We start from the raw sequence: 22,178 nt of genomic DNA, 5'->3' as shown, positions 1-22,178 counted from the left end.
TTTGCTTAATTAATATTGAGATGTTACGGGCACCAGCACATGCGGCGCAGGTGGTTTAGGATTTATTTTTATGGTGAAACTGATCTGGCTACTGCATCCGTCGGCATTTTTGATGGTAAGATTACCCGAATGTGTACCTGTTGCAGCATCAAAAGGAATGGTAAAAGGGATATTGCCTGATGGTAAAGCCTGGTTATTTATTGGTGTAAATCCTGCCGTATTCCAACTGATGCTGTAAGTTGCCGGACTGTTAACCGGATTGTTATAGTTTAATGATGAACTGGTGAAACCCTGACAAACTTCCGGCACTGGTCCTAAAGTTAAACTTGGCGGCGCAGCTACGGTTATATTAAAATCGGCAGAATTTGCGCAGATAGCCGGACCATCAGGAATGATGTACCTTATTATAGTTGTTCCGGCAGCAATACCTGTTACTTCGCCCGTGCCTGAATTTACGGTTGCAATAAGCGGATTAATGCTCGACCACGTACCGCCAGCGTTTAAATTGCTTAACATAGTTACAGAACCAATACAGATTTTATTTACTCCGGTTATAGTACCTGCTACAGCAACAGGCTTTACCTGAATGGCAAGTGCTGCCCGGTTTGCGCTTATACAGCCCGTAAGCTGGTTTATTGCTTCAACATAGTAAGTGGTATTTGTGGTAAGTACAGGTGTGGTATAAGTAATCCCGGTATGCTTTAAATTTCCACCCGCAGCAGCATCATACCAGTTATAAGTGATGCCAGTAAGAGGATTATCTACAGCAAGGTTTACAGCAGAACCGCTACAAGAAACTGCATTGGTAACCGAAACCGCTGGCAATGGATTAACCTTCAGTGTCACTTTTACCCGCTCCGAAATAGAAGAAATACAATTATTGCGACCAGATTCTACGTAATAAACATAATCGCCAACGGGCAATATGCCTAAACTATAAGTACTGCCGGTAAATAAAGGTGTGCTCGTGGTTTTATCTGCATACCATTTATAAGTAGTGCAATCTTGCAAATTACTGATGGATAAGGTTGTGGCATGACCAAAGCATACATTAGCATTGTAAAGCTGCTGTCCATCAATTAAGGGTATGGGTTTGGGGATTACTTTGGTTACATTATAAATGTGGAGTTCAGTACCAATGGCCAGCAAACCGCCCCATGAAATTTTCACCCGGTCAAAAATGGTTGAAACCGGGAACGAAGCCTCAAGTTTTGTTGTATTCGGGATCTGCTTAATAGTTACATTTCCATTATTAAAAGCGCCGCCAGCAGCAACATTACCTAAATAAGGCTGAATGGTAAAGCCACTGAGTAAGCTTAATCCTCCACCGCCATCATAAACAACTTTAACCGAATCAAGCGGCTGGCCTTCCTTGGCAAATATGGCAGTCAGGTAAGCTTCGTTAACAGCCTGCAACCCGGTATTAATGGTAGCATAAGTAGCATAGGCAGGATCTGCATCTATTGCTGCATAAGGATTACTAACAGAAGAAGTAGCATTTAAAAGGCCTGCACCATTAACTCCGGTTAATACATCAATACCCTTATCGCATTCGATATTCGACGGGTTTTCTTCTAAAATATAAGCCCCGTATATTTCTGCTGATGCCCCAACGGAAATAACAGGCGCCGAAAATTTAACATAAACACCATTATAAGCCTGAGCAGGTGTTAAAGGAATTTCTATAGCACCCGCTCCGTTTAAGAGCCCGATTGTTGAGGCCGAATAAAGCGAACTTCTGGTGGCTACCTTGGTTGTTGTATTTAAACCCACAAACGTACCGATCTCAATAGTTGCTGCTACAGTTAAAAAAGAAGAAGGAATAGATACTTTTATAACCACTGGAGTAGCTGCAGGAAGCAATCTCTTGCCGTTGTCGGTACCATCGGTACTAAACTCCAGGTATTGTGTGATGGAAGAGGCGCCCAGCACGTTAGTGATAGATAAGGTAGATGCTGTTGACGGATCTGCATCAACTGCTTTGGCATTGTTGCTTAGAGATACAGATCCAAACCCTGCCGGAGCACTTTGTGAATCCTGAAAACTAGCGTACACGCGGCTTTGGTTCGTACACAATTGTGCATACAAAGGTCCGGAAAGGACCAGTAATAGTCCTAATAATAAGAATAGACAAAAAAACCGCTTCAATTTGTTTGGGAGAGCAAAAATTCAGGGTTATATTTTGGTTACGTAAAAACGAAACAAACGGTTTTTTAATCCGTGAATTTTATTTTTTTAACCGCGGCAAAACTAAATAACGCCCGTTTAATCCATGTTAAGAAACCACGGAACCATAAACAAAAAGCAAACAAATCAGGAATATCTATACGATAACCAGAGATCTGATAATTACCGTTCAGCAGCTATAGGGAACGCTGATTGCACACGACAAATTATTTAGTAAATAATCCTTGCATAAGAAAAGAGTTATTGTATCTTTGCACCCTCTCTGGAAGCTTCCACTCCAGAGTTTAAGAAAGCTTTCCAGCAATGGGAGGCTTTTCTTATTTTATCCAGTTAATATTGGCCTGATTAATTCTTAAACAATACATCCATCGTGATCTCTTTTTGCACTAAACCCGCATAATTAGCTGCATTCTTCAGCCCGTAAGTGGTAATCATGGTTAAAAACAGTGCCTTTCTGGTTCCGGTTTGTAATTGAAATACCTGTAGTTTATTATTCAGTTCTCTTTCGTACGATTTGCTGATTTCGAAAGGAGCAACCGAAAACTTGATTTCGCAGATATTAATGCAGGAGTCATTACGGTCGATCAAAAGATCGATTTGAGCGCCTTTCTCTTCTTTATTTTTAGGCAGATAACGCCATACTGATATTTCGGCATAAACATTTTCAATACCTATTGCCTTTTTAATCTGGGTAATATGTTTCATACAGATGCTTTCGAAAGCATAGCCGCTCCAGCTTTTCCATGATGTTCCTGAATAGAATTTTAACCAGGTACCCGCCCCCATTGCCCTATTGCCATCAATAAATTTGAGGTAAAAGATCGAATACTCATCTGTAAGTTTATACAAGGCATCCTTAGTGCTTTTGCCAAAAGGAATATATGGCGTAATAAACCCTGATTCGGCCAGTTCGGCCAGTAATTGTGTGGCATAGCCCCCACTGCTCAGTTTGCAGGCATTAATAATTTCGGTACGCGTTAAGCCTTTCCCTTTTTTTGCCAGTGCCTGTACAATATCAATGTGGTTTTCGGCTTTATCGAACAGAGAATAATACAGATTTTTAAATTCTTCAAGCAGCAGGCCGTCTTTTGTAAAAAACAACCTGTCTATAATCTGTGCCACGCTTTCGCCCGGTTCTATCTCCTTAAGGTATTGCGGGATGCCACCCATGGCCATATACACCTGTAAAAGCTGATATTTATCGAGTTTTATTTTTCTGTGTTTAAGGTATGCCGCCGTTTCGCCAATGGTAAATGGCAAAAGCCTGATCCTTCTGGTCACACGGTTATGCAGGCCGCCGCGGTTATTGATCACTTTATTGATCATCCAGGAAGCAGCTGAACCGCAGATGACTACAATAAGTTTCTTTTCTTTTGAAGCCCAGCTGTTCCAGAAGTTTTCGAAGGCAGGTAAAAAGCCCGATCGGGCAGTATTAATCCACGGAAATTCGTCTATAAATATAATCGTTCTCTCTTTTTTCACCAAAGGTGTAAGGTATTGGGTAAGCATCTGGAAAGCAGCTATCCAGCTTTCAGGTTTGGCCAGTGGAAGTCCGCCGGTTGCCTTGGTAAGCGCCAGACTAAAATTTTCCAACTGCTGGTTGAGTGTTGCGTGGTGGATGCCGGAAAATTCGAATGCAATTTCCTTGCTAAAGCCATTTCTGATGAGATAAGTTTTTCCAACCCGCCTACGTCCATACATAGCAATCAGTTCTGATTCGCCGGATTTCTCAATCTTGCCTAACAATAATTTTTCGTCGGTTCTGCCTACAACCTGCTCCATAAACTATTAATTTATAGCAACAAAGATAATAAACTTATGAGTTTTGGCGAAATATAAAAACCTATATCACGCCAAAACTATATTTTTTATAGAAGTTTTGGCGTAGTATAAAAATCTATATCACGCCAAAACTATAGTTTTAAGGATAGTTTTGGCGTGATATAAAAATAGAAAAGCTTATTTGCTCTTGAAAATAGTGACTGCCAGCGGTGGAAGATCGACAATTATCGAATATTCCTGTCCGTTATAACCCTCTAAGTGGGGCGCAATATCCCCGCGGTTATTAATTCCGCCACCGTAATATACAATATCATCTGTATTGAAAATTTCTTTCCATTTGGTTTTAAAAGGCACACCGATTTTATAATTTTCGCGGACTACAGGAGTGAGGTTTATGGCAATGACCAAAGTATCTTTCGCTTTTGGACCCTTGCGCATATAGGTAAATACCGATTCATTTGCATTATCGGCATCAAGCCATTGAAAACCTTCGTAACTAAAATTAAAATGATATAAGGCAGGCTCTTTGCGGTAAAGAAAATTTAAAGCTTTAACCGTTTCCTGCATGCCTTTATGTGGCGGATATTGCAGTAAATGCCAATCGAGGGATTGGGTAAAGTTCCACTCGCTGGTTTGGCCAAATTCGTTCCCCATAAATAAAAGCTTTGCTCCAGGATGGGTAAACATATAACCATAAAGCGCTCTGAGGTTGGCAAATTTCTGCCAGTCATCGCCCGGCATTTTATATAACATGGGCGATTTACCGTGTACCACTTCATCATGCGAAAAAGGCAGCATAAAGTTTTCGGTAAAGGCGTAAGTCATGCTAAAACTCAACTGGTTGTGGTGGTGTTTCCGGCCAAGGGTATCTACTTTAAAATATTTCAGCGTATCGTTCATCCAGCCCATCATCCATTTCATTCCAAAGCCTAAACCGCCATTATGCACCGGATGGGTTACCCCGTGATAGGTGCTGCTTTCTTCAGCAATGGTTTGCACGCCTTCAAAATTACCATAAACGGCTACATTCAGGTCTTGCAGAAACTGGATGGCACCAATATTTTCGCTTCCGCCATATTCGTTGGTTGCGGCATCGCCATCCTCTCTTGAGAAATTAAAATATAACATAGAAGCCACGGCATCAACCCGCAATCCATCTGCATGGTACTGATCCAGCCAGAATATCGCATTACTGATGAGGAAAGAGCGGACTTCGTTCCGGTCATAATTGAAAATATAAGATTTCCAATCGGGATGAAAGCCTTTTTTCATATCGGCATGCTCATAAAGATGCGTACCGTCAAACTCATATAAACCGTGCCTGTCACCCGGAAAATGAGAGGGAACCCAATCGAGTATCACAGCAATATTAGCCTTGTGCAGTTCGTCGATCAGGTACATTAAATCCTGTGGCGAACCATAACGTGAGCTGGCACCAAAATAACCCGTAATCTGATATCCCCAGCTTGGAAAATAAGGGAATTCCATTACAGGCATCAGTTCTACATGCGTAAAACCCATTTCTTTTACATAGGGTACTAACCTGCCGGCTACTTCCCTGCAGTTTAACACACGTTCCGGGTTATCCGGATCGCGTTCCCAGGAACCCAAATGGATTTCGTAAACGGATATCGGCTGGTCTAACGCATTTAATTTTGCTCTTTTATTAAGCCAGGTTTTATCTTTCCAGGTATAATCGGTATCCCATACAATGCAGGCGGTTTGCGGCGGATGTTCCCACCGGCGGGCATAAGGATCGCCTTTTAAATGTTCTGATTCATCAAAACCCTTAACAAAGTATTTATACACCTCGCCTTTGGCAATGCCCGGAATAAAACCTTCCCAAATACCAGATTTATCCCAGCGTTTGTAAAGCGGGTGCGAACCGTTGTTCCAATCGTTAAAATTACCGACTACACTTACATTGATGGCATTTGGTGCCCAAACCGAAAAATAGGCCCCGGCGGTAGCTTCGACGCTGATTAAATGCGAACCCATTTTTTCATACAGCCTAAAATGTTTCCCAACGAGGAAAAGATCAATGTCGTAATCGGTAAATAAACTGTGTACCCAAACGGATTTTTTTTTATCGATTTTTGGTAGTGCTGCTTTTTTTGCAGGAACTTTTTTTGCTGCTGGCATAGGTATTTTTGGCTAGATAAATGAAGCCCCAAACACTAAACAGCATTTGGGGCTAAATGTTACAGACTTAGGATCTGAATTTCCAGGAAATTTTTATTGCACTTGAAATGCAGGATGTTCTGATCGTCAGTATAAAAATCCTGAACCTCTTTATTATCGATAATGATCTTTTTAACCTGGAATTTTACGCCAATAATATTACAAACATAAAACTCATAATTAGGTGTATAAAGGCCTTCGCTGCGTTGATTTATTTTAACGGTCTGGTTATCGCCTTTTACCGTAAATTTCTTTTCCAGGTAAATATCCTGTTCGTAGGCAAAGGTATCGCCATGATCTTCGTACATGTACGAGTTTACTTCATAATCGCTGTGGTAGATATTCAGAACTACTTCAGTAATCGATTTTTCATCCACATACTGCATTACCGGATACTCGGGTAAAACCGTACCTGCACGTACAAACATCGGCATGCTATCTATCTTGGCATCAACGGTATATTCGTTACCACCATCCAGGATTTCGTTGGTCCAGAAGTTGTACCAGGTACCTTTTGGAAGATATACTTTTCTTGAGATTGCACCTTGTTCTAAAACCGGGCAGATCAACAGTTTATCGCCATAACAGAATTCATCCTGACGGAAACTATTGCTGATATTTTCCTGCTCGAGCATCACCAACGGCCTTAAAATAGGAAAACCATAACGGTGGTGCTCCCAGAACACAGAATACAGGTAAGGCATTAAACGGTACCTTAACTCGATAAATTTACGGTTAATATCTTCGAAAAACTCTCCAAAACTCCAGGGTTCGCGTTCGGCGGTATCACCTGCAGAGTGCGCACGCATGAAAGGCGAAAATGTTCCCAATTGGATCCAGCGGGTAAATAATTCACCATCCGGTTCACCGCTAAATCCACCGATATCAGTTCCGCAGAAAGGCACACCTGAAACAGACAAGCGCTGGCACTGGATATTTCCGATTTTCAAATGTTCCCAGGTGGCAATATTATCACCCGTCCAAACGCTGGCATAACGCTGCATACCCGAATAACCGGCCCTGGTAATGGTAAATGGACGTTTATTGCGCATCAGTTTTTTCAGTCCTTCGTAGGTAGAGCGCACCATCTGCATGCCGTAAACATTGTGTGCTTTACGGTGTGAGCCACGGTAGCCATCGTAATTATGGCGTACATCGTTAGGGAAAGTACCCGAACCGAATACCGCAGGCTCGTTCATATCGTTCCAGAAACCTGCTACGCCCATATCTACCAGCTCTTTGTAGAGATTACCCCACCAGCTGCGTACTTTTGGATTCGTAAAATCAGGAAACTGGCAACGGCCCGGCCAAACATGCCCTTCCATATAATAATCGTCGCTGCGGCGACAGAAAAATCTTTTTTCTTTACCTTCTTTAAAAACCCAGTAATCATCATCTACTTTAATTCCGGGGTCGATCATTACCACGGTTTTGAAACCATCATCAGAAAGTTCTTTGATCATCCTCCGTGGATCTGGAAAGTATTTTTTGTTCCAGGTAAAACAGCGGTAACCATCCATATAATCGATATCCAGGTAAATGGCATCGCAAGGAATTTTACGGTCCCTGAACTGTTTGGCTATTTCTTTAACCTTGGTTTCAGGATAATAACTCCAGCGACATTGCTGATAACCCAGTGTCCATTTTGGCGGCATCGGGTGCGTTCCGGTTAAGGTGGCATAACGTTTTACCACGTCCATGATATGTGGCCCGTGGATATAATAATATTGCAACTCGCCGCCATCGGCCCAAAAACTGGTTTTATTTACATCTTCGTTCCCAAAATCGAAGTATGATTTAAAGGTATTATCGAAAAAGATACCATAGGCAGCCTGGTTGTGCAAACCGATATAGAAAGGTATAGTTCTGTACAGAGGATCCTGGTTCCAGCCAAAAGAATAGGCATCGGTATTCCAGTTTTCGAAACGGCGGCCACGCAGGTTAAAATTTCCCGATTTATCGCCCAAACCAAAGAAATTTTCTTCGGGATGGCATTTTTTAGTTGCATAAATGTAATAGCCGCCAAAATCTACATTTTCTTCCCAGTGCATGGAGTTGGCTTCATCAACCATCACCACATTGGTAATATTATCGGAGAAAGAAATATGAAAGTTATCTTTTTCGATTTTACAGGTTACAGAGTGTGTAGAAATGGTATAGTGATCTTCGTGCTCCTGCATTTTAAAAACAGAAACCTTTTGATCTACTTCTGGTACTGCATAAGAAAAATCATCCAGAAAAACACCATGAGGCGCAAGGCGTACCCTGATGATCTCATCACTTACTACTCTTACTTCTACCCTTGCATCACCATCTGAAAAATAAAAGCGGTTACCTTCTTTCTTTACTTTTTTAACTGACCCGAGGTATTGTTTAACGATTGGTTTTACCGATATATCAACCGGATTGTTTAAATGCTGTATTTCCTTTTCCTTTTCGATCAGGTCATTTGTTTCATTCGGTTTGTCGTTTTGCGCTTCCATCCTTATTTATTCAAATTTTTAAATTCATAGCTCTTAAACCGGGATGTGCTTAAGAAAGCACTATAATACAAATATTTTATAAAAGGGATGTAGCTTTTTTATAAAAGATGCATTTAATAGTGTAAGTTTTACACTAACCTAGTATGTTTTAGTGTGGCAAAAGTTAAACAACTGATAAATCTTTTGTAGTGAAACTTCTTTAAAGTGTAAATGTACACTATGATAAACGAAAAATAATCGTTTATCATGGTGTAATTTGACAATTCGGGTCAGCGCTCAACAAACGAATATAAACAATAATTTATAAACATTTTTGTTTATATTTGAATATGGAAAAATTGATTAGCAAATTTAAAGGAATTCATCCGGGCATTATTCTGGAAAGGGAACTTAAAAAGAAAGGATTAAAAAAAGGTCCGTTTGCGCTGTCATTGAACGAATATCCACAGACTTTAAATGATATTACAAAAGGTAAAAGAGGGATAACGATTGCTCTTTCGATCAAATTAGATCAATGTCTCGGCCTGGAAGAAGGGACGATGTTTTTACTTCAGGCTTATTATGAAATACAAAAAGAAAAAGACAAAATATCTTTGAGCAATAAACCAGATTTATCAATTATTAGACGGATTCTCTTTTGGGATACTGACTTTGATAATATAAACTGGCAAAAACAATATCAAGCCGTTGTTAAAAGGGTAATGGAGCGGGGAAATGATGATGAGAAAAATGAAATAATCAGATTTTATGGAAAACAAAAAATAAATGAAGTAAAAAATCTGGATAATGCCTTTAAGAGAACCATAACATAAATAATTATGTACTGGAATACTGTTAATCAACTATTAAAAAATACTTTGCTAGAGCTCATGCAGGCTCCCGAATTAGCAGCGTTTAGATTGGTAGGTGGAACTGCACTGAGTCTTTACCTTGGTCATCGCTTATCAGTTGACATTGACCTTTTTTACGGATGCAAAATACGGATCAATCGATTTTGACCGAATTGAAAAGTTATTACGAGATAAATTCAGTTATGTTCAAGGCGATTTCGGACAGTTTGCAGGATTAGGAAAATCATACCTGATTGGCACAAAAAAAGAGAATATTGTTAAACTTGATCTCTTTTACAGCATGTATCCATTTTTTGAAAAACCTGTATATCAGGAAAAAATCCGCATGGCATCAATACCAGAAATTATTGCAATGAAGATGGATATTGTTCAGAGAGGCGGCAGAAAAAAAGATTTTTGGGATCTGCACGAACTTTTAGAGAGCTATACCCCAACAGCAATGATCGAACTGCATAAAAAACGTTTTGAATGGACACATGATGAAGTTCAGATCAGAAAAAACTTTACTAATTTTCTTTTAGCAGATAACGACTTTGATCCAATCTGCCTCAAAGGAAAAATCTGGGAATTTATTAAGGAAGATTTAACAGAAGCAGTGAAATGAATAAAATTAGCCGAGTCAACTAAAGAACAGCACTAAAAAAATCAATCCAGATTTTAACATAATATAACATCTGTTTTGGAACAAAATTTTTCTTTAAAACCTATATTGCATTCCTAATAATGCTCAATAAGAGCTTTACCTATTAGCCCTAACATGAAAAAAATTGCAGTAGCCATAATCTTTATTTCCTTACTCCCAGTCTTTACCCTCGGGCAAACAAAAGAATTAAAAAACTTCACCATTGCAGGAGAGGTAAATGTAGATACAGGAACTGTTCAGCTTATTCCTAATGAATCAAACACAGCACTTTATCCACCTGATTTTAAACAGTTAACAGCCAAAATAAATAATGGAAAGTTCAAATTTAGCGGACGGGTAGACGGACCGGTGTGGATTTACTTTAAAATTGGAGACAAATATCAGTCCGCAGGCACAGCTATAAGCACAGGAGAGCAACATATTTCTATTGATACTGCATCAAATTACGGAGAGCCCAAAAATGATAACTTAATCATGAAGGATGCTAAAAGTTATGATAAGGCATTCATTAGTGTAGAGAAACAGCGAAAGCAATACCGGTTAAATTACGATAGTTTGTTTAATATTTATGGCCGAAAATTCCCGGAAGAACCTGAGCTTAAATCAATGAAGGAGCTAAAAGCAACTTATGTTGTTCATGATGCTACACTTTTCTCTTTTGTTAATAAAAATCCAGATTCTTTTTATGCGCTTTACAAATTGTACGCCCTTCTGAATTTTGGCTATAATACCACTTTGGGAAATACCTTTGAAAATTTTTCACCACTGCTCAGACAATCAAGACTTGGCCAGGCGACTATGCAACGGATTTTATCTTCCAAACAAATAGCTATTGGAGAAACACTCCCAAACTTCAACGTTGCCGACTTAAACGGAAAAAAAATTGCAGACACCCCATACAATTCCAACAAATTAACACTTGTAGATATGTGGTATAGCCATTGTATGCCCTGTATTGCACAATTTGAAGACCTAAAAGCAATCAGAAATGCATTTCAAGATAAAGGCTTCGAAATCATTGGAATATCAACAGATAAAACCAAATATGTAGAAGACTGGAAACTTGCCATCGATAAATATAAACTAACGTGGCCTCAATATTTAGATTTGAACGGCATTGAAACCAGCAAATATGGTGTCCACATTTTCCCAACGAGTTTGCTGGTTAACCAGCAAGGTAAAATTGTAGCTACAGGACTTTCTACTGTAGAGTTGAAGGACTTTTTAAAAAATAATCTTTAGCACTAATATTCTCAAACGACTAAAGTGGGTACACAAAAAAAGCCCTCCATACCTTAAGTACGAAGGGCTTTTAGCATGATTAAAATCCTTATGGGTTAAAGCTATAAGCGATATAATAAATCGCCCCTGCAGATGGGTTTCCGTAAGAAGTAAAATAATATTTGTTTAATACGTTAGAGCCGCCCAGTTTAATTACCGATTGTACCGAAGGAATTCTTAAACTAACCTGCGCATCAAGCGAGCTGTACGCTGGCACCTGTCCTGAGGCAAAAGAAGAATTCCAGTAGAACTGATCCTGCCAGCGGTAAGAAACGTTGAAACCAAAGTTTTTGATGATTTCTTTATTGCCAAGGCCCAGGTTGTAACGAATTTTTGGTGTATTGAAATCGTTAATGTAATTTTCAGGAAGATCGCCAATCTGGTTATAAGAAACGTTACCGCTAATGGCATATTTACCCACAAGATAATCCAGACCTAAAGCAGCACCATACGAAGTTACTTTACCAGCTGCATTAACCGGAACGCCGAATTTTACGAAACTTCCGTTTACATTCTGATACACATCAACTGCGGTGATAAAATCTTTATAAATGTTGTAATAACCATAAGCATCAATCAATAAATTAGGAAGGATCAGACCTTTATAACCCAATTCGTAAGACTGAACGCTTTCCGGACGAACACCTTTTGAATCAAATGTATATTGTTGTAAAAGTGCCTGATTAGGTGTTCCCGTTGCTGCCGAAGCTAAAAACGCACGGTAACTCACATCGGTAAATGGTTTGTTGCTATCTAAATGGTATTTACTGAACATAATTTCAGGTAAACCACCGATCAGTCTTTGAGAGCCGCCACCTACTGAAAGGTCGATATACTGGTTTTGCGTAGTTGGATTACGGTAACCGGTTTGATAAGAAACCCTGATGTTATTGTTTTTAGCAACAGTGAACACACCCGTTACCCTGGGAGTAAACCTGCCTTCAAAATTCTGGCTTTTATCATAACGGCCCGCAAAGGTAAATTTAACTTTATCGTTAAAAAGTTTTTTACCAATCTGTGCAAAAGCACCGTATTCTTTAATATCAATAGATTCGTTTAAATCGTTAAAAATGGTTCCTGCTGAATTTAAATCATATAAACGATAAGAAGCACCTATCTGAAACTCAACTACTTTATTAAAAAGGTTGGTAAAATTGTACATGCCTTCGTAATGGTACAGGTTCGATTTATCATCAAATTTAGCGCCGTAAACACTTTTAGAAGGATCAACCGAGTTAATATTGGTTGCACTGATGGTGGTATTTAAAATTTTATCTTTTGCCACCTCATACTGTGCACTGCCCGGCACAAAACGCCCCTGATCGGCAACACTTCTGGCAAAAGCCTGTGCCTGTGCATCTGTTTGTCCCGCAGCTCTTGCACCAACATAATTACCAATATACTGCGGAAACCAGGTAGTTGATGGTTTAGAAACCTCGTTGATGTAACTTCCCAAAATAGAAGAAATATAAGAATCGCCTGAACGTTCCTGGGTAGTATAAGCCTTTAAGAAAAAGTCTTCTCCTTTTAACTCCAGTTTATACTGGCCGATATTAAAATTACGGAGCGAATAACGGTCAGAACCGGTATAAACCGAAGTTCCGGTGCCCCAATTGGCCTGACCAACTACCTGAACCGTATTACTGATGTTGTAATATAAAGCGCCTGATGCTTTTAACGATTTGGTATCATAATCAACCAGGTTTTCTTCGTTGTAGCCCGTTCTCGAAATATTTTGATCAGGAATTAAACCTGCTTTTAAGCCAACATAAAAAGGCAGATAATTTTGTACAGTAGGACGTAACGCCGCAGGTAAAGTAGCTAAAAAACCTGCCTGCTGTGCAGCATTTGGAATGGCAGCACCAAAAGCACCATCTAATGTTGATTTAATATTAGGGATTAAACCTCCTGTAGCGGCATTTATCCCGGCTATGGTTCCGTTTTGAACGCTTAAAGCCACATTCCTCATATTCTGGCTTACTTCATCACCATACACATTAATACCGTCGTAATTAGGGTCGCTGTTTCTGTCTCCTGATTTTGCTGTTCTCGAAACCCGGTCAAAGTTCGAATAATTATTTCCAAACCAATCCTTAGCCTGTAAAAATGAGAATGCCGCCTTTACGCCAAACTTATTGTTCCACGATCTTGCCACACGTACATCTAATTGTTTAAACGGCTGTACCTTACTGTTATCATCGTTAACATGGTTGATACCGGTTTTAAACTGAAAACTATTCCCAGGATATTTAAAAGGATCTTTTGAAGTCATTAACAAAGTACCGTTAATACCACCGGCACCATAAAGTGCAGAAGATGCACCTGGCAATAACTCTACATTATCTACATCGAGTTCCGTTATGCCCACAATATTACCTACCGAGAAATTCAATCCAGGCGCCTGGTTATCCATTCCGTCAATATATTGATTAAAACGGGTGTTTCCGTTAGAATTAAATCCACGGGTATTGATTGATTTAAACGTTAAACTCTGTGTACTGCTTTCTACACCTTTCATATTATTTAAGGCATCGTAGAATGATGGAGCAGCTATTTCCCTGATCGAAGCCGCACTCATGCGCTCGATGGAAACCGGCGATTCCAGAATACGTTCTGGCGTACGTGAAGCCGAAACCACCACATCGCCACCCAATACTACAGCTGTTTCCATTTCGAGATTGATGCCCGAAGTACTTCCGGTAACCTGTTGCTCTACCGTACCATAACCCACATATGAGGCTACCAAAATAAATGGCACTTTTGCTGTTGTGGTGAAACTGAAACTGCCATTGCTTGTAGAGGCTGTACCGCCCGATTGGCCCTTGATGGTTAAACTTACGCCTGCAAGGCCTTCTTTCGATTGCTTATCTTTCACGGTTCCGCTCACCGTAATGCTTTGTGCCTGTGCAGCAACATTTATTGTGCACATCAATAATAACACATAGAAGATCTGTGTAAAAATTCTGCTCATAAAAGATTGTTAATTTGGTTATTGGGTGATTAGTTAATTCGGTTATTTGTATTATTAGTTATATAAACTTAAACTCTTTTTTTGAATTAAACAAATTATGTAAGCATAATAATATCAATACAAATTATAATTTTGATTGATATACAGTTTGTTGTATTTTGCATTCAACATAAACCGTCATTTTGCGCTATCTTAGTAAAAGACATGTTAGCTAACCATTATGAATAAAATTAAGGCCTTATTCTGCATCATCATTCCGATAGCACTAGCTTTTTTATTTAATACCAAATTAGGCAGTACGCCTCCTTTGTTAAAATTCCTTAATCCTTTTATGGGTTTCTGGCAAAATGCAGAGAATAATCACTTTATGTTTAACCATAAAGCAAAAATTAAAGGGGCGATAGATAAAATTGAAATCGTTTTTGATGACCGCATGATCCCACATATTTTTGCGCAGAACGATCACGATCTTTACCTGGCGCAGGGTTATGTAACCGCCATGCACCGCCTCTGGCAGATGGATTTCCAGACACGTTTTGCTGCAGGAAGAATTAGTGAAGTAGTAGGCAGTAAAGCCATTGAGGTTGACCGTTACCAACGCCGCATGGGTATGGTGTATGGAGCAGAAAACTCTTTAAAAGGCATGATGGCAGATCCGAAAGCTAAAGAAATGATTTTGGCTTATACCGAAGGGATTAATGCCTATATCAAAACACTTTCGCACGCCAATTATCCGCTGGAATATAAAATACTGGATTTTAAACCGGAAAACTGGACACCTGTAAAATGTGCCTTATTACTGAAGCAGATGTCGGCCGTTTTGGCAATGGGATCAGACGAGTTTTACATGACCAACATCCTGAAAAAATTCGGTCCGGAGGTGACCAAAAATCTTTTCCCTGATTATCCCTTCCGTGAAGATCCGATTATCCCGGTAGGCACCAAATGGAATTTCTCGCCGCTACCGATTCCAAAAACACCAGAAAGCTTCACACAGGCCCAAACCGGCAAAGTAAAAACAAAAGAAAAGGTTGAAGGTATCGGCAGCAATAACTGGGCATTATCTGGTGCTAAAACGGCTTCGGGCTATCCCATTTTGGCAAACGATCCGCATTTAGATTTAACGTTACCGTCTATCTGGTATCAGATTCAATTACATGCACCCGGCGTAAATACGTATGGTGTTTCCCTGCCCGGTGCACCTGGGGTAATTATCGGCTTCAACCAGAAAATTGCCTGGGGCGTAACCAATGTGGCGGCTGATGTACTGGATTTTTATCAGATCAAATTTAAAGATTCATCACATAACGAATATTGGTACAATAACCAATGGAAAGCAACAAAAAAACGCCTGGAAACGATCAAAATCCGCGGTGGAAAAGATGAAATTGATACCGTTTATTATACCCACCATGGTCCCGTGGTTTATTTTCAGAAACCAAAATATGGCAGGGCCGATAATGTGCCGGTTGGTGATGCTTTAAGGTGGATTGCCCATGAAGAATCGAATGAGCTGATGACTTTTTATTACCTCAACCGGGGGAAAAATTATAACGATTACCGCAAAGCCTTAACTTTTTATACCGCACCTGCCCAGAATTTTGTTTTCGCGAGTGTAGATAACGATATCGCCATCACTCCAAATGGGAAATTCCCATTGAAATGGAAAGATCAGGGTAAATTTATTCTTGATGGTACCGATCCGGCTTACGATTGGCAGGGCTGGATCCCAAATGCGCAGAACCCTACGGTAAAAAATCCGCCGCGTGGTTTTGTAAGCTCGGCCAATCAATCTTCTACAGATACTACTTATCCGTATTATATTAACTGGGAATTTTCGCCTTACGAACGCGGCAAGAGAATTAACGACCGTTTATCGGCCATGAACAAGGCCACTATGGATAGTATCCGTTTAATGCAGACTGATAATTATAGTATTTTGGCCCAAAACCTGGTTCCGGCATTATTGCCTTTATTAAATAATGAACAGTTAAACGCCACGCAAAAGGAAGCATTATCTTATGTGAACAAATGGAACAAACGTTATGACGCGCACGAGATTGCAGCCAGCGTATTCGAAATATGGACTAAACGTTTAACTTACGATATCTGGGCGGATGAATTTGAGGTAAAAGGAATTCCGATGCGTTACCCATCCCGCGACCGTACGGTAGAAATGATTTTGAAAGAGCCGAATGCTACCTGGTACGATAACATCAACACCCCTAAAAAGGAAACACTTGCCGATTTGGTAAATGAATCATTTAAATATAGCTGCGATAGTTTGGAAAGGCGTTTTGGTCCGATCAACAAAGATTGGGATTGGGCAAATGTAAAACAGAGCAATGTACCCCATCTGGCTAAAATACCCGGTTTTGGATCTAAAATTTTACAGATTGGCGGTGCAAAATCGACCATTAATGCACTGGGCGAAAGCAACGGACCATCATGGAGAATGGTGATTGAGCTTGGTAAAACACCAAAAGGACACGGCGTTTATCCTGGGGGACAATCAGGCAATCCCGGAAGTAAATTCTATGATAATATGATCGATACCTGGGCAAATGGTAAACTATACGATCTGTTTTATATGCAAAGTCCTGATGATAAATCGGGCACAGTTATCTCTCGTTTAAAAATTTCTAAATAGGTAAAATGGTTTTCATAGTTATCGTAATAATCTGTTTTTTCTTACAAATGATCGCTCCCTGGTGGACCATCATCGTAATTTCTTTCGCTACCTGTGGCATTATTGGCAAAACAGGAAAAATCGCTTTTTGGCAATCATTCCTTGCTATTTTTCTGCTTTGGATCGGTTATGCACTTTTTAAAAGTCTGCCTAATGATAATGTACTGGCCGGCCGCGTAGCGGTAATGACGGGCATAAAACTTTGGTGGGCATTGTTATTGGTTACCGGTATTTTAAGCGGTTTGGTTGCCGGAATCAGCGGTTATTGCGGCTATCAATTCCGCATGGCGATGCTGGCAAAAAAAACTGACGAGAAAATAGCATAATGCTTTGTACTTTTGCAGCGTGGATTTAACAGCTGAGGATATATTTTCTATAAAAAATGCGGAAGAGTTTGATACTCTTGCCCTGAATATTTTTAAGTTACAGGCGCAAAACTGTAATGTTTACCGCGAATATATTTTCCACCTGGGGGTTGATGCTGATGAGATAACCGAAGTTTCGCAAATTCCATTTCTGCCCATCAGCTTTTTTAAAAGCCATTCGGTTTTAAGTAGTACCGATCCGGTTGAAGTTACTTTTAGCAGCTCGGGCACTACCGGTATGGTGCAGAGCAGTCATCATGTAACCGATGTAAAACTGTATGAACAAAGTTATTTGCAGGCCTTTACCGAGTTTTATGGAGAGGTTACAGAATATTGTTTTTTAGCATTGCTTCCATCCTACCAACAGCGCTCCGGTTCATCATTGATTTACATGGTGAACGATCTGATCGAAAAAAGCACACATCCGCAAAGCGGATATTTTTTATACAACCACGATGAATTGCTGCAAACGTTACTCGATCTGAAATCCAAAAAACAGAAAACCGTCTTAATCGGGGTTACCTATGCCCTGCTCGATTTTATCGAAAATTTCGATATCGATTTTCCTGAACTGATTGTAATGGAAACCGGCGGAATGAAGGGTAAACGTAAGGAAATGGTCCGCGAAGAACTACATGAGCAATTAACCAAAGGTTTTGGTGTAAAAGCCATCCACAGCGAATATGGGATGACAGAATTACTTTCTCAGGCTTATTCTTTAGGTGAAGGCATTTTCAACTGCCCCAACTGGATGAAAGTGCTGATCCGCGATACCAACGATCCGTTGAGTTTAATCCAAAATGGCAGAACAGGTGGCATTAATGTAATCGATCTGGCCAATATCAATTCTTGCTCATTTATCGCTACGCAGGATCTGGGCCGGATCAACCCTGATCAAAGTTTTGAAGTTTTGGGCAGGTTCGATAATGCCGATATCAGGGGCTGTAACCTTTTGGTGCAGTAATTAATTTACCTTATCAGCACAATTTGCGCAAACGCCGGTAGCTATCAGGTTTAAATGTTCTACTTTAAAACCTGCAGGAACTTTTAGCGCCGGGATTTTAACGGCATCTAAACAATAAATTTTATGGCAGTTATCGCAGTTAAAATGTACATGTTCATCATGATGCTCGTGCGCACTGCACCCATCCGAACAAATGGCATAATTGGCTGTTCCCTGCTGATCTAAAACCTTATGAATAATACCCTTTTCTTCAAAAGCCTGCAACACGCGGTATAAAGTAACGCGATCTGCATCTTTACCCATTACCTGTTCTAAATAAGGTTGCGAAGTTGCAGAATCTCTCCCACTCAAAATTTCCAGCACCTGTAAACGTGGCGCGGTCCTTTTTAAACCGTTTTTAACTAAAAGTTTTTCGAAACGCTCTGTCTTGTTTTCCATAGCAATACAAAAATAAGCAATTAATTAATGAGTTTGGCATTTTTGATCGTGATTGGCGGTGCATAGCTCGCATCTTTCTGCTCCAGTTTCAAAATTCCCTTTACGTGGATCGGTTTTTCACTGTAGGCGGTGGCACTTTCCATTTCGATCATAATCATTACGGGAACACCGTTTTGTCCGCAAAAATAACACTGGTTGATGGGTAGCGTGGCCAGCAAAAATTTCTGCTGTTTCTGTCCGCTTTTTATCGGAATCAGGTAACCTGTGAGGTCAAATTCGCGGTTATCAAACCGTTTAATCGTTTCAGAAAACAGCGGAAAAAGTTCATTTTTCTCGGTCAGTTCAAATTTTACTGAACCAATAACATCCCAGTTTAGCGAACGTAACTGATCGTTGGGATTATGCTTTTGTGTTTGCGCCAGCGCAACATTTCCCCATAACAAAAGAAACAGGAGATATATTTTTTTCATTTTTTTACAGCATCTAATAAAAAGAAGGTAGAACGGCTATCACCCGAATCATTGATTACGAACTTCCCTTTTAGGGTAATCGGTTCTTCTGTCCAGTTGACCGGTTTTAACGTTTTAACTTCAATCATCGACGGAATATCTCCTGTACCACAATACGGACAGGAAGCAACAGGCACAATTGAAAACATAAATTCAGTAAAGTTATTGCCAACTTTTGTAGGGATAATAAAACCAGGCAGTTCAATGATCTTATTATTAATAGCTTTTAATGCAGGAGGAAAAACAGCCTGCCAAACCAGCGGCTTTACCTGTTTATCGTACTTCAGGCCTATCAGGTTCCAGGTTGGGGTACGCATATCGGTATGGACGCTTACCTGTGCAGCCGCCGCAAAAGAGATCAGGATTAATAAAACCGTTATATATTTTTTCATTACAGCTGTTTTGCATTTAAGAGAAAAAATTCACTGCGGTCATCACCCGAATCATTGATGATAAATATCCCTTTAAGTTTGATTGGTTTTTCGGTAATCGCAATAGCGGTTAACATTTTTACCTGGATCATTGCAGGAATATCGCCCGAGCCACAATAAGGGCAGGAAGCGATGGGTACGATAGAAAACATAAATTCGCTGAATTTCGAACCTACTTTGGTAGGGATAATGTAGCCCGGCAATTCGATTACTTTGTTATTTAAAGCTTTTAAAGCAGGCGGAAAAACACTTCCCCATTTACCTGGTGCAATTTCGGCATCGTACCTTAAACCGATCAAATTCCAGGTGGGCGTGCGCATGTCGGTATGTACCCGAACCTGCGCCGCCAATACCCGGACAGCTAAACATAAAAAAACTAACAAACCTAATTTCTTCATCACTTAACGGTCTTTCGTTAAAGTTTGAGCAATATCAACCTTGTATATCTGCATGGCTGGAATAAGCGAGGCTAAAGCTCCGATAAACAGTCCGATCCAGATTAAATAAACTTCCTGAGGTACTGCAGTCAGTCCCGTTAGCTTAGCCTGTGAGGATTCCTGATAGGTTCCGATTACTTCGAGCGCAATATGCCCGATCACCAGGCCAAAACAGGCACCGATCAGCGTAACCAAAATACCTTCGAACATCACCAGAAAAAACAGTTTCGGTTTTGATGCACCCAGGCAGCGCATCACCGCCAGGTCGTATTTCCGCTCTTTCATGGCATTGTAAAGGCTGATGAAAATACTGAGTGCTGCAATGGCCATAATTAATACGGCGAACCATTGTAAAGTATCGATTCCAACCCCGATCAATGAGAATAGCCTGGCGCTCTCCATCGCTGGTGAAGCTGCCTGCATATTGGTACTCTGGTTTACCATTCTTGGGAATAGAATGACTGACATGGGTGATTTATACTGGATCAATAACGCTGTAATCTGTTTATCGTTAATTTCTTTGGCTTCGGTTGGGGATGAATGATGGGTTTCCTCGTGCTTTTCTTCGTGCATTTTATACACGCTGCCAATATTGGTGAGGATTAAATTATCGGTGATATTTCCCTGCGGCTTTAAAATTCCTTTTACCACATAAGCATGTTGTTTATGGATATCTCCATTGCCCGTTAATCCGTGCGCACCGAAAAATGAATCGCCGATTTTTAATTTCGATCCAAAAGCTACCGTGCTGCCGATGGTAACCTCTAAATCTTTCTGCCAGAAATTTCCTTTCTCAACAGACAAACCATAAAGATGGTTAAACGTGCTATCGGTGCCTACAATACGGTAACCATTGTAATTATCGCCCAGGGCTAATGGAACAGCCCTTTTAACCATCGGGTTATGAGCTAATTGATAAGCATCTCTGGCCGGAATATTGCCTGTTGGATAATCGATGTGGTAAATGCTGCTCAATATCAACTGTAACGGACTTCCCTTGGCACCCACCACAAGATCAATATCTTTTGCGTTTTTTTCGAGCTTATTGCCAATCTGGTTCGAAGCGAGAAAAAGAATAGACAGGATGCCCACCCCAAAGGCCACCAGAATAATATTAAGGATGGTTGTCAGTTTATTCCTGACGAGGTTTTTACTGCTGATTTTAAAAATATTCATTAGAGTAGATAGGTTTTGGCAATGTGATCACGAACCCTTTGATCATGCGTCGCGATAATCAGTGCTGCACCATTATCCTTCGCCTGGCTGGTAAGCATCCGGATCACTTGTGCTGCATTTTCATCATCAAGGCTCGAGGTAGGTTCATCGGCAATCAGCAGATCAGGCTTGTTAACCAATGCACGCGCAACTGAAACACGCTGTAGTTGTCCCTGGCTCAGTTCATCAGGATATCTTTTGGCCAGCGCGGCAATATCAAGGTCGTTTAAAAGTAAAAGATTACGTTCCTCATCAATCGGTAAACCAGCCATTACCGCAGCAAGTTCAAGATTATCAAGTACATTAAGCGAGCGAATGAGATGAGGTCTTTGAAAAATGATGCCGATATGCCTTCCCCTGAAACGATCCATATTCCTGGCGGTTAAATCATACAGATTGGTATCGTTGATCACAATCTCACCATACGTTGGCTTTAATAAACCAGAAATAATATTCAGTAAGGTACTCTTGCCACAGCCCGATGCACCAAGCAAAAGCCATTGGTCCATATCTGCAATTTCCCAATCTGGAAATTTTATCCTTCTTCCCTGCCCATAAACATGAGATAATGATTTAATGTTAATCATGCCGCACCGCCTTTTGCATTTTTTTGACCACAATATTTTTGATGGCATAACGCCTGTAAATTTCTATACCATCATTTGTGCCGTGCTTACAGGCCGGATTCAGCATCGTGATGAACAGCAAGGCAGGGATAAACAGGATTTTATAATTCTTGGACATAAGGATA

The 22,178-nt window shown here is 40.3% G+C and carries 19 protein-coding genes; 7 read left to right on the top strand and 12 right to left on the bottom strand.

The features are described 5' to 3' along the window. Positions 1–9: 9 nt before the first annotated feature. The 4 genes from ABD769_RS02290 to ABD769_RS02275 all read right to left on the bottom strand — a co-directional run bounded on the left by ABD769_RS02290 (position 10) and on the right by ABD769_RS02275 (position 8,633). A complete protein-coding gene (locus ABD769_RS02290) occupies positions 10–2,055 on the bottom strand; it encodes an immunoglobulin domain-containing protein (protein ID WP_344849048.1) in 2,046 nt (681 codons plus the stop codon). A 477-nt stretch (positions 2,056–2,532) separates the two neighbouring features. Next, positions 2,533–3,969, bottom strand: coding sequence for an AAA family ATPase (locus ABD769_RS02285; RefSeq protein ID WP_344849046.1), 1,437 nt, complete (start codon positions 3,967–3,969; stop codon positions 2,533–2,535). A gap of 177 nt (positions 3,970–4,146) precedes the next feature. Continuing rightward, on the bottom strand, positions 4,147–6,111 hold the full coding sequence (gene glgB, locus ABD769_RS02280) for a 1,4-alpha-glucan branching protein GlgB (protein WP_344849044.1): 1,965 nt from the start codon (positions 6,109–6,111) through the stop codon (positions 4,147–4,149). 59 nt (positions 6,112–6,170) lie between these two features. After that, positions 6,171–8,633: a glycoside hydrolase family 31 protein gene (locus ABD769_RS02275; protein ID WP_344849042.1), complete on the bottom strand. Its 2,463-nt coding sequence runs from the start codon at positions 8,631–8,633 to the stop codon at positions 6,171–6,173. Between the two features lie 329 nt (positions 8,634–8,962). Between ABD769_RS02275 and ABD769_RS02270 the strand changes: the two genes are divergently transcribed. The 4 genes from ABD769_RS02270 to ABD769_RS02255 all read left to right on the top strand — a co-directional run bounded on the left by ABD769_RS02270 (position 8,963) and on the right by ABD769_RS02255 (position 11,369). Next, entirely contained in the window at positions 8,963–9,445 is a 483-nt protein-coding gene (locus ABD769_RS02270; RefSeq protein WP_344849040.1) for a helix-turn-helix transcriptional regulator, read from the top strand. A 6-nt stretch (positions 9,446–9,451) separates the two neighbouring features. Next, the gene (locus ABD769_RS02265; RefSeq protein WP_344849038.1) at positions 9,452–9,631 is read left to right on the top strand and encodes a nucleotidyl transferase AbiEii/AbiGii toxin family protein; all 180 of its coding nucleotides are present in this window, start codon (positions 9,452–9,454) and stop codon (positions 9,629–9,631) included. Continuing rightward, on the top strand, positions 9,588–10,088 hold the full coding sequence (locus ABD769_RS02260) for a nucleotidyl transferase AbiEii/AbiGii toxin family protein (RefSeq protein ID WP_344849036.1): 501 nt from the start codon (positions 9,588–9,590) through the stop codon (positions 10,086–10,088). Before ABD769_RS02265 ends, ABD769_RS02260 begins: the two co-directional genes overlap by 44 nt. Before the next feature lie 153 nt (positions 10,089–10,241). After that, positions 10,242–11,369 carry a redoxin domain-containing protein gene (locus ABD769_RS02255; RefSeq protein ID WP_344849034.1) on the top strand — a complete coding sequence of 376 codons (1,128 nt, stop codon included), beginning with the start codon at positions 10,242–10,244 and terminating at the stop codon, positions 11,367–11,369. 88 nt (positions 11,370–11,457) lie between these two features. Here the strand turns inward: ABD769_RS02255 and ABD769_RS02250 are convergent, their stop codons facing one another. Beyond that, the gene (locus ABD769_RS02250; RefSeq protein ID WP_344849032.1) at positions 11,458–14,379 is read right to left on the bottom strand and encodes a TonB-dependent receptor domain-containing protein; all 2,922 of its coding nucleotides are present in this window, start codon (positions 14,377–14,379) and stop codon (positions 11,458–11,460) included. A 220-nt stretch (positions 14,380–14,599) separates the two neighbouring features. Here ABD769_RS02250 and ABD769_RS02245 point away from each other — a divergent pair, with 220 nt between their 5' ends. The 3 genes from ABD769_RS02245 to ABD769_RS02235 are packed head-to-tail and all read left to right on the top strand — an operon-like array spanning position 14,600 to position 18,397. After that, on the top strand, positions 14,600–17,029 hold the full coding sequence (locus ABD769_RS02245) for a penicillin acylase family protein (protein WP_344849031.1): 2,430 nt from the start codon (positions 14,600–14,602) through the stop codon (positions 17,027–17,029). Positions 17,030–17,034: 5 nt separating this feature from the next. Next, entirely contained in the window at positions 17,035–17,394 is a 360-nt protein-coding gene (locus ABD769_RS02240) for a hypothetical protein (protein WP_344849029.1), read from the top strand. Between the two features lie 19 nt (positions 17,395–17,413). After that, positions 17,414–18,397 (top strand): LuxE/PaaK family acyltransferase, encoded by a 984-nt coding sequence (locus tag ABD769_RS02235; protein ID WP_344849027.1) that lies wholly within the window; start codon positions 17,414–17,416, stop codon positions 18,395–18,397. On the opposite strand, the gene ABD769_RS02230 is transcribed toward ABD769_RS02235, so the two are convergent. The 7 genes from ABD769_RS02230 to ABD769_RS02200 are packed head-to-tail and all read right to left on the bottom strand — an operon-like array spanning position 18,398 to position 22,171. After that, positions 18,398–18,835, bottom strand: a complete 438-nt coding sequence (locus tag ABD769_RS02230) for a Fur family transcriptional regulator (protein ID WP_344849025.1) — start codon at positions 18,833–18,835, stop codon at positions 18,398–18,400. It lies immediately after the preceding gene. A gap of 20 nt (positions 18,836–18,855) precedes the next feature. Then, on the bottom strand, positions 18,856–19,305 hold the full coding sequence (locus tag ABD769_RS02225; protein ID WP_344849023.1) for a hypothetical protein: 450 nt from the start codon (positions 19,303–19,305) through the stop codon (positions 18,856–18,858). Next, on the bottom strand, positions 19,302–19,736 hold the full coding sequence (locus ABD769_RS02220; protein WP_344849021.1) for a hypothetical protein: 435 nt from the start codon (positions 19,734–19,736) through the stop codon (positions 19,302–19,304). The genes ABD769_RS02225 and ABD769_RS02220 overlap by 4 nt, the downstream gene beginning before the upstream one ends. Continuing rightward, entirely contained in the window at positions 19,736–20,173 is a 438-nt protein-coding gene (locus ABD769_RS02215; protein WP_344849019.1) for a hypothetical protein, read from the bottom strand. The genes ABD769_RS02220 and ABD769_RS02215 overlap by 1 nt, the downstream gene beginning before the upstream one ends. A gap of 3 nt (positions 20,174–20,176) precedes the next feature. Continuing rightward, positions 20,177–21,388, bottom strand: coding sequence for an ABC transporter permease (locus tag ABD769_RS02210; protein ID WP_344849017.1), 1,212 nt, complete (start codon positions 21,386–21,388; stop codon positions 20,177–20,179). Beyond that, positions 21,388–22,014: an ABC transporter ATP-binding protein gene (locus tag ABD769_RS02205; RefSeq protein WP_344849015.1), complete on the bottom strand. Its 627-nt coding sequence runs from the start codon at positions 22,012–22,014 to the stop codon at positions 21,388–21,390. Before ABD769_RS02205 ends, ABD769_RS02210 begins: the two co-directional genes overlap by 1 nt. Then, positions 22,007–22,171, bottom strand: a complete 165-nt coding sequence (locus tag ABD769_RS02200; protein ID WP_344849013.1) for a hypothetical protein — start codon at positions 22,169–22,171, stop codon at positions 22,007–22,009. The genes ABD769_RS02205 and ABD769_RS02200 overlap by 8 nt, the downstream gene beginning before the upstream one ends. Positions 22,172–22,178 lie beyond the last annotated feature (7 nt).

The sequence above is a fragment of the Pedobacter jeongneungensis genome (genome assembly GCF_039538295.1).
Lineage (GTDB): Bacteria > Bacteroidota > Bacteroidia > Sphingobacteriales > Sphingobacteriaceae > Pedobacter > Pedobacter jeongneungensis.
Note: the sequence above shows the minus strand (reverse complement) of the source record. Positions and strands in the feature narration are given on the sequence as shown.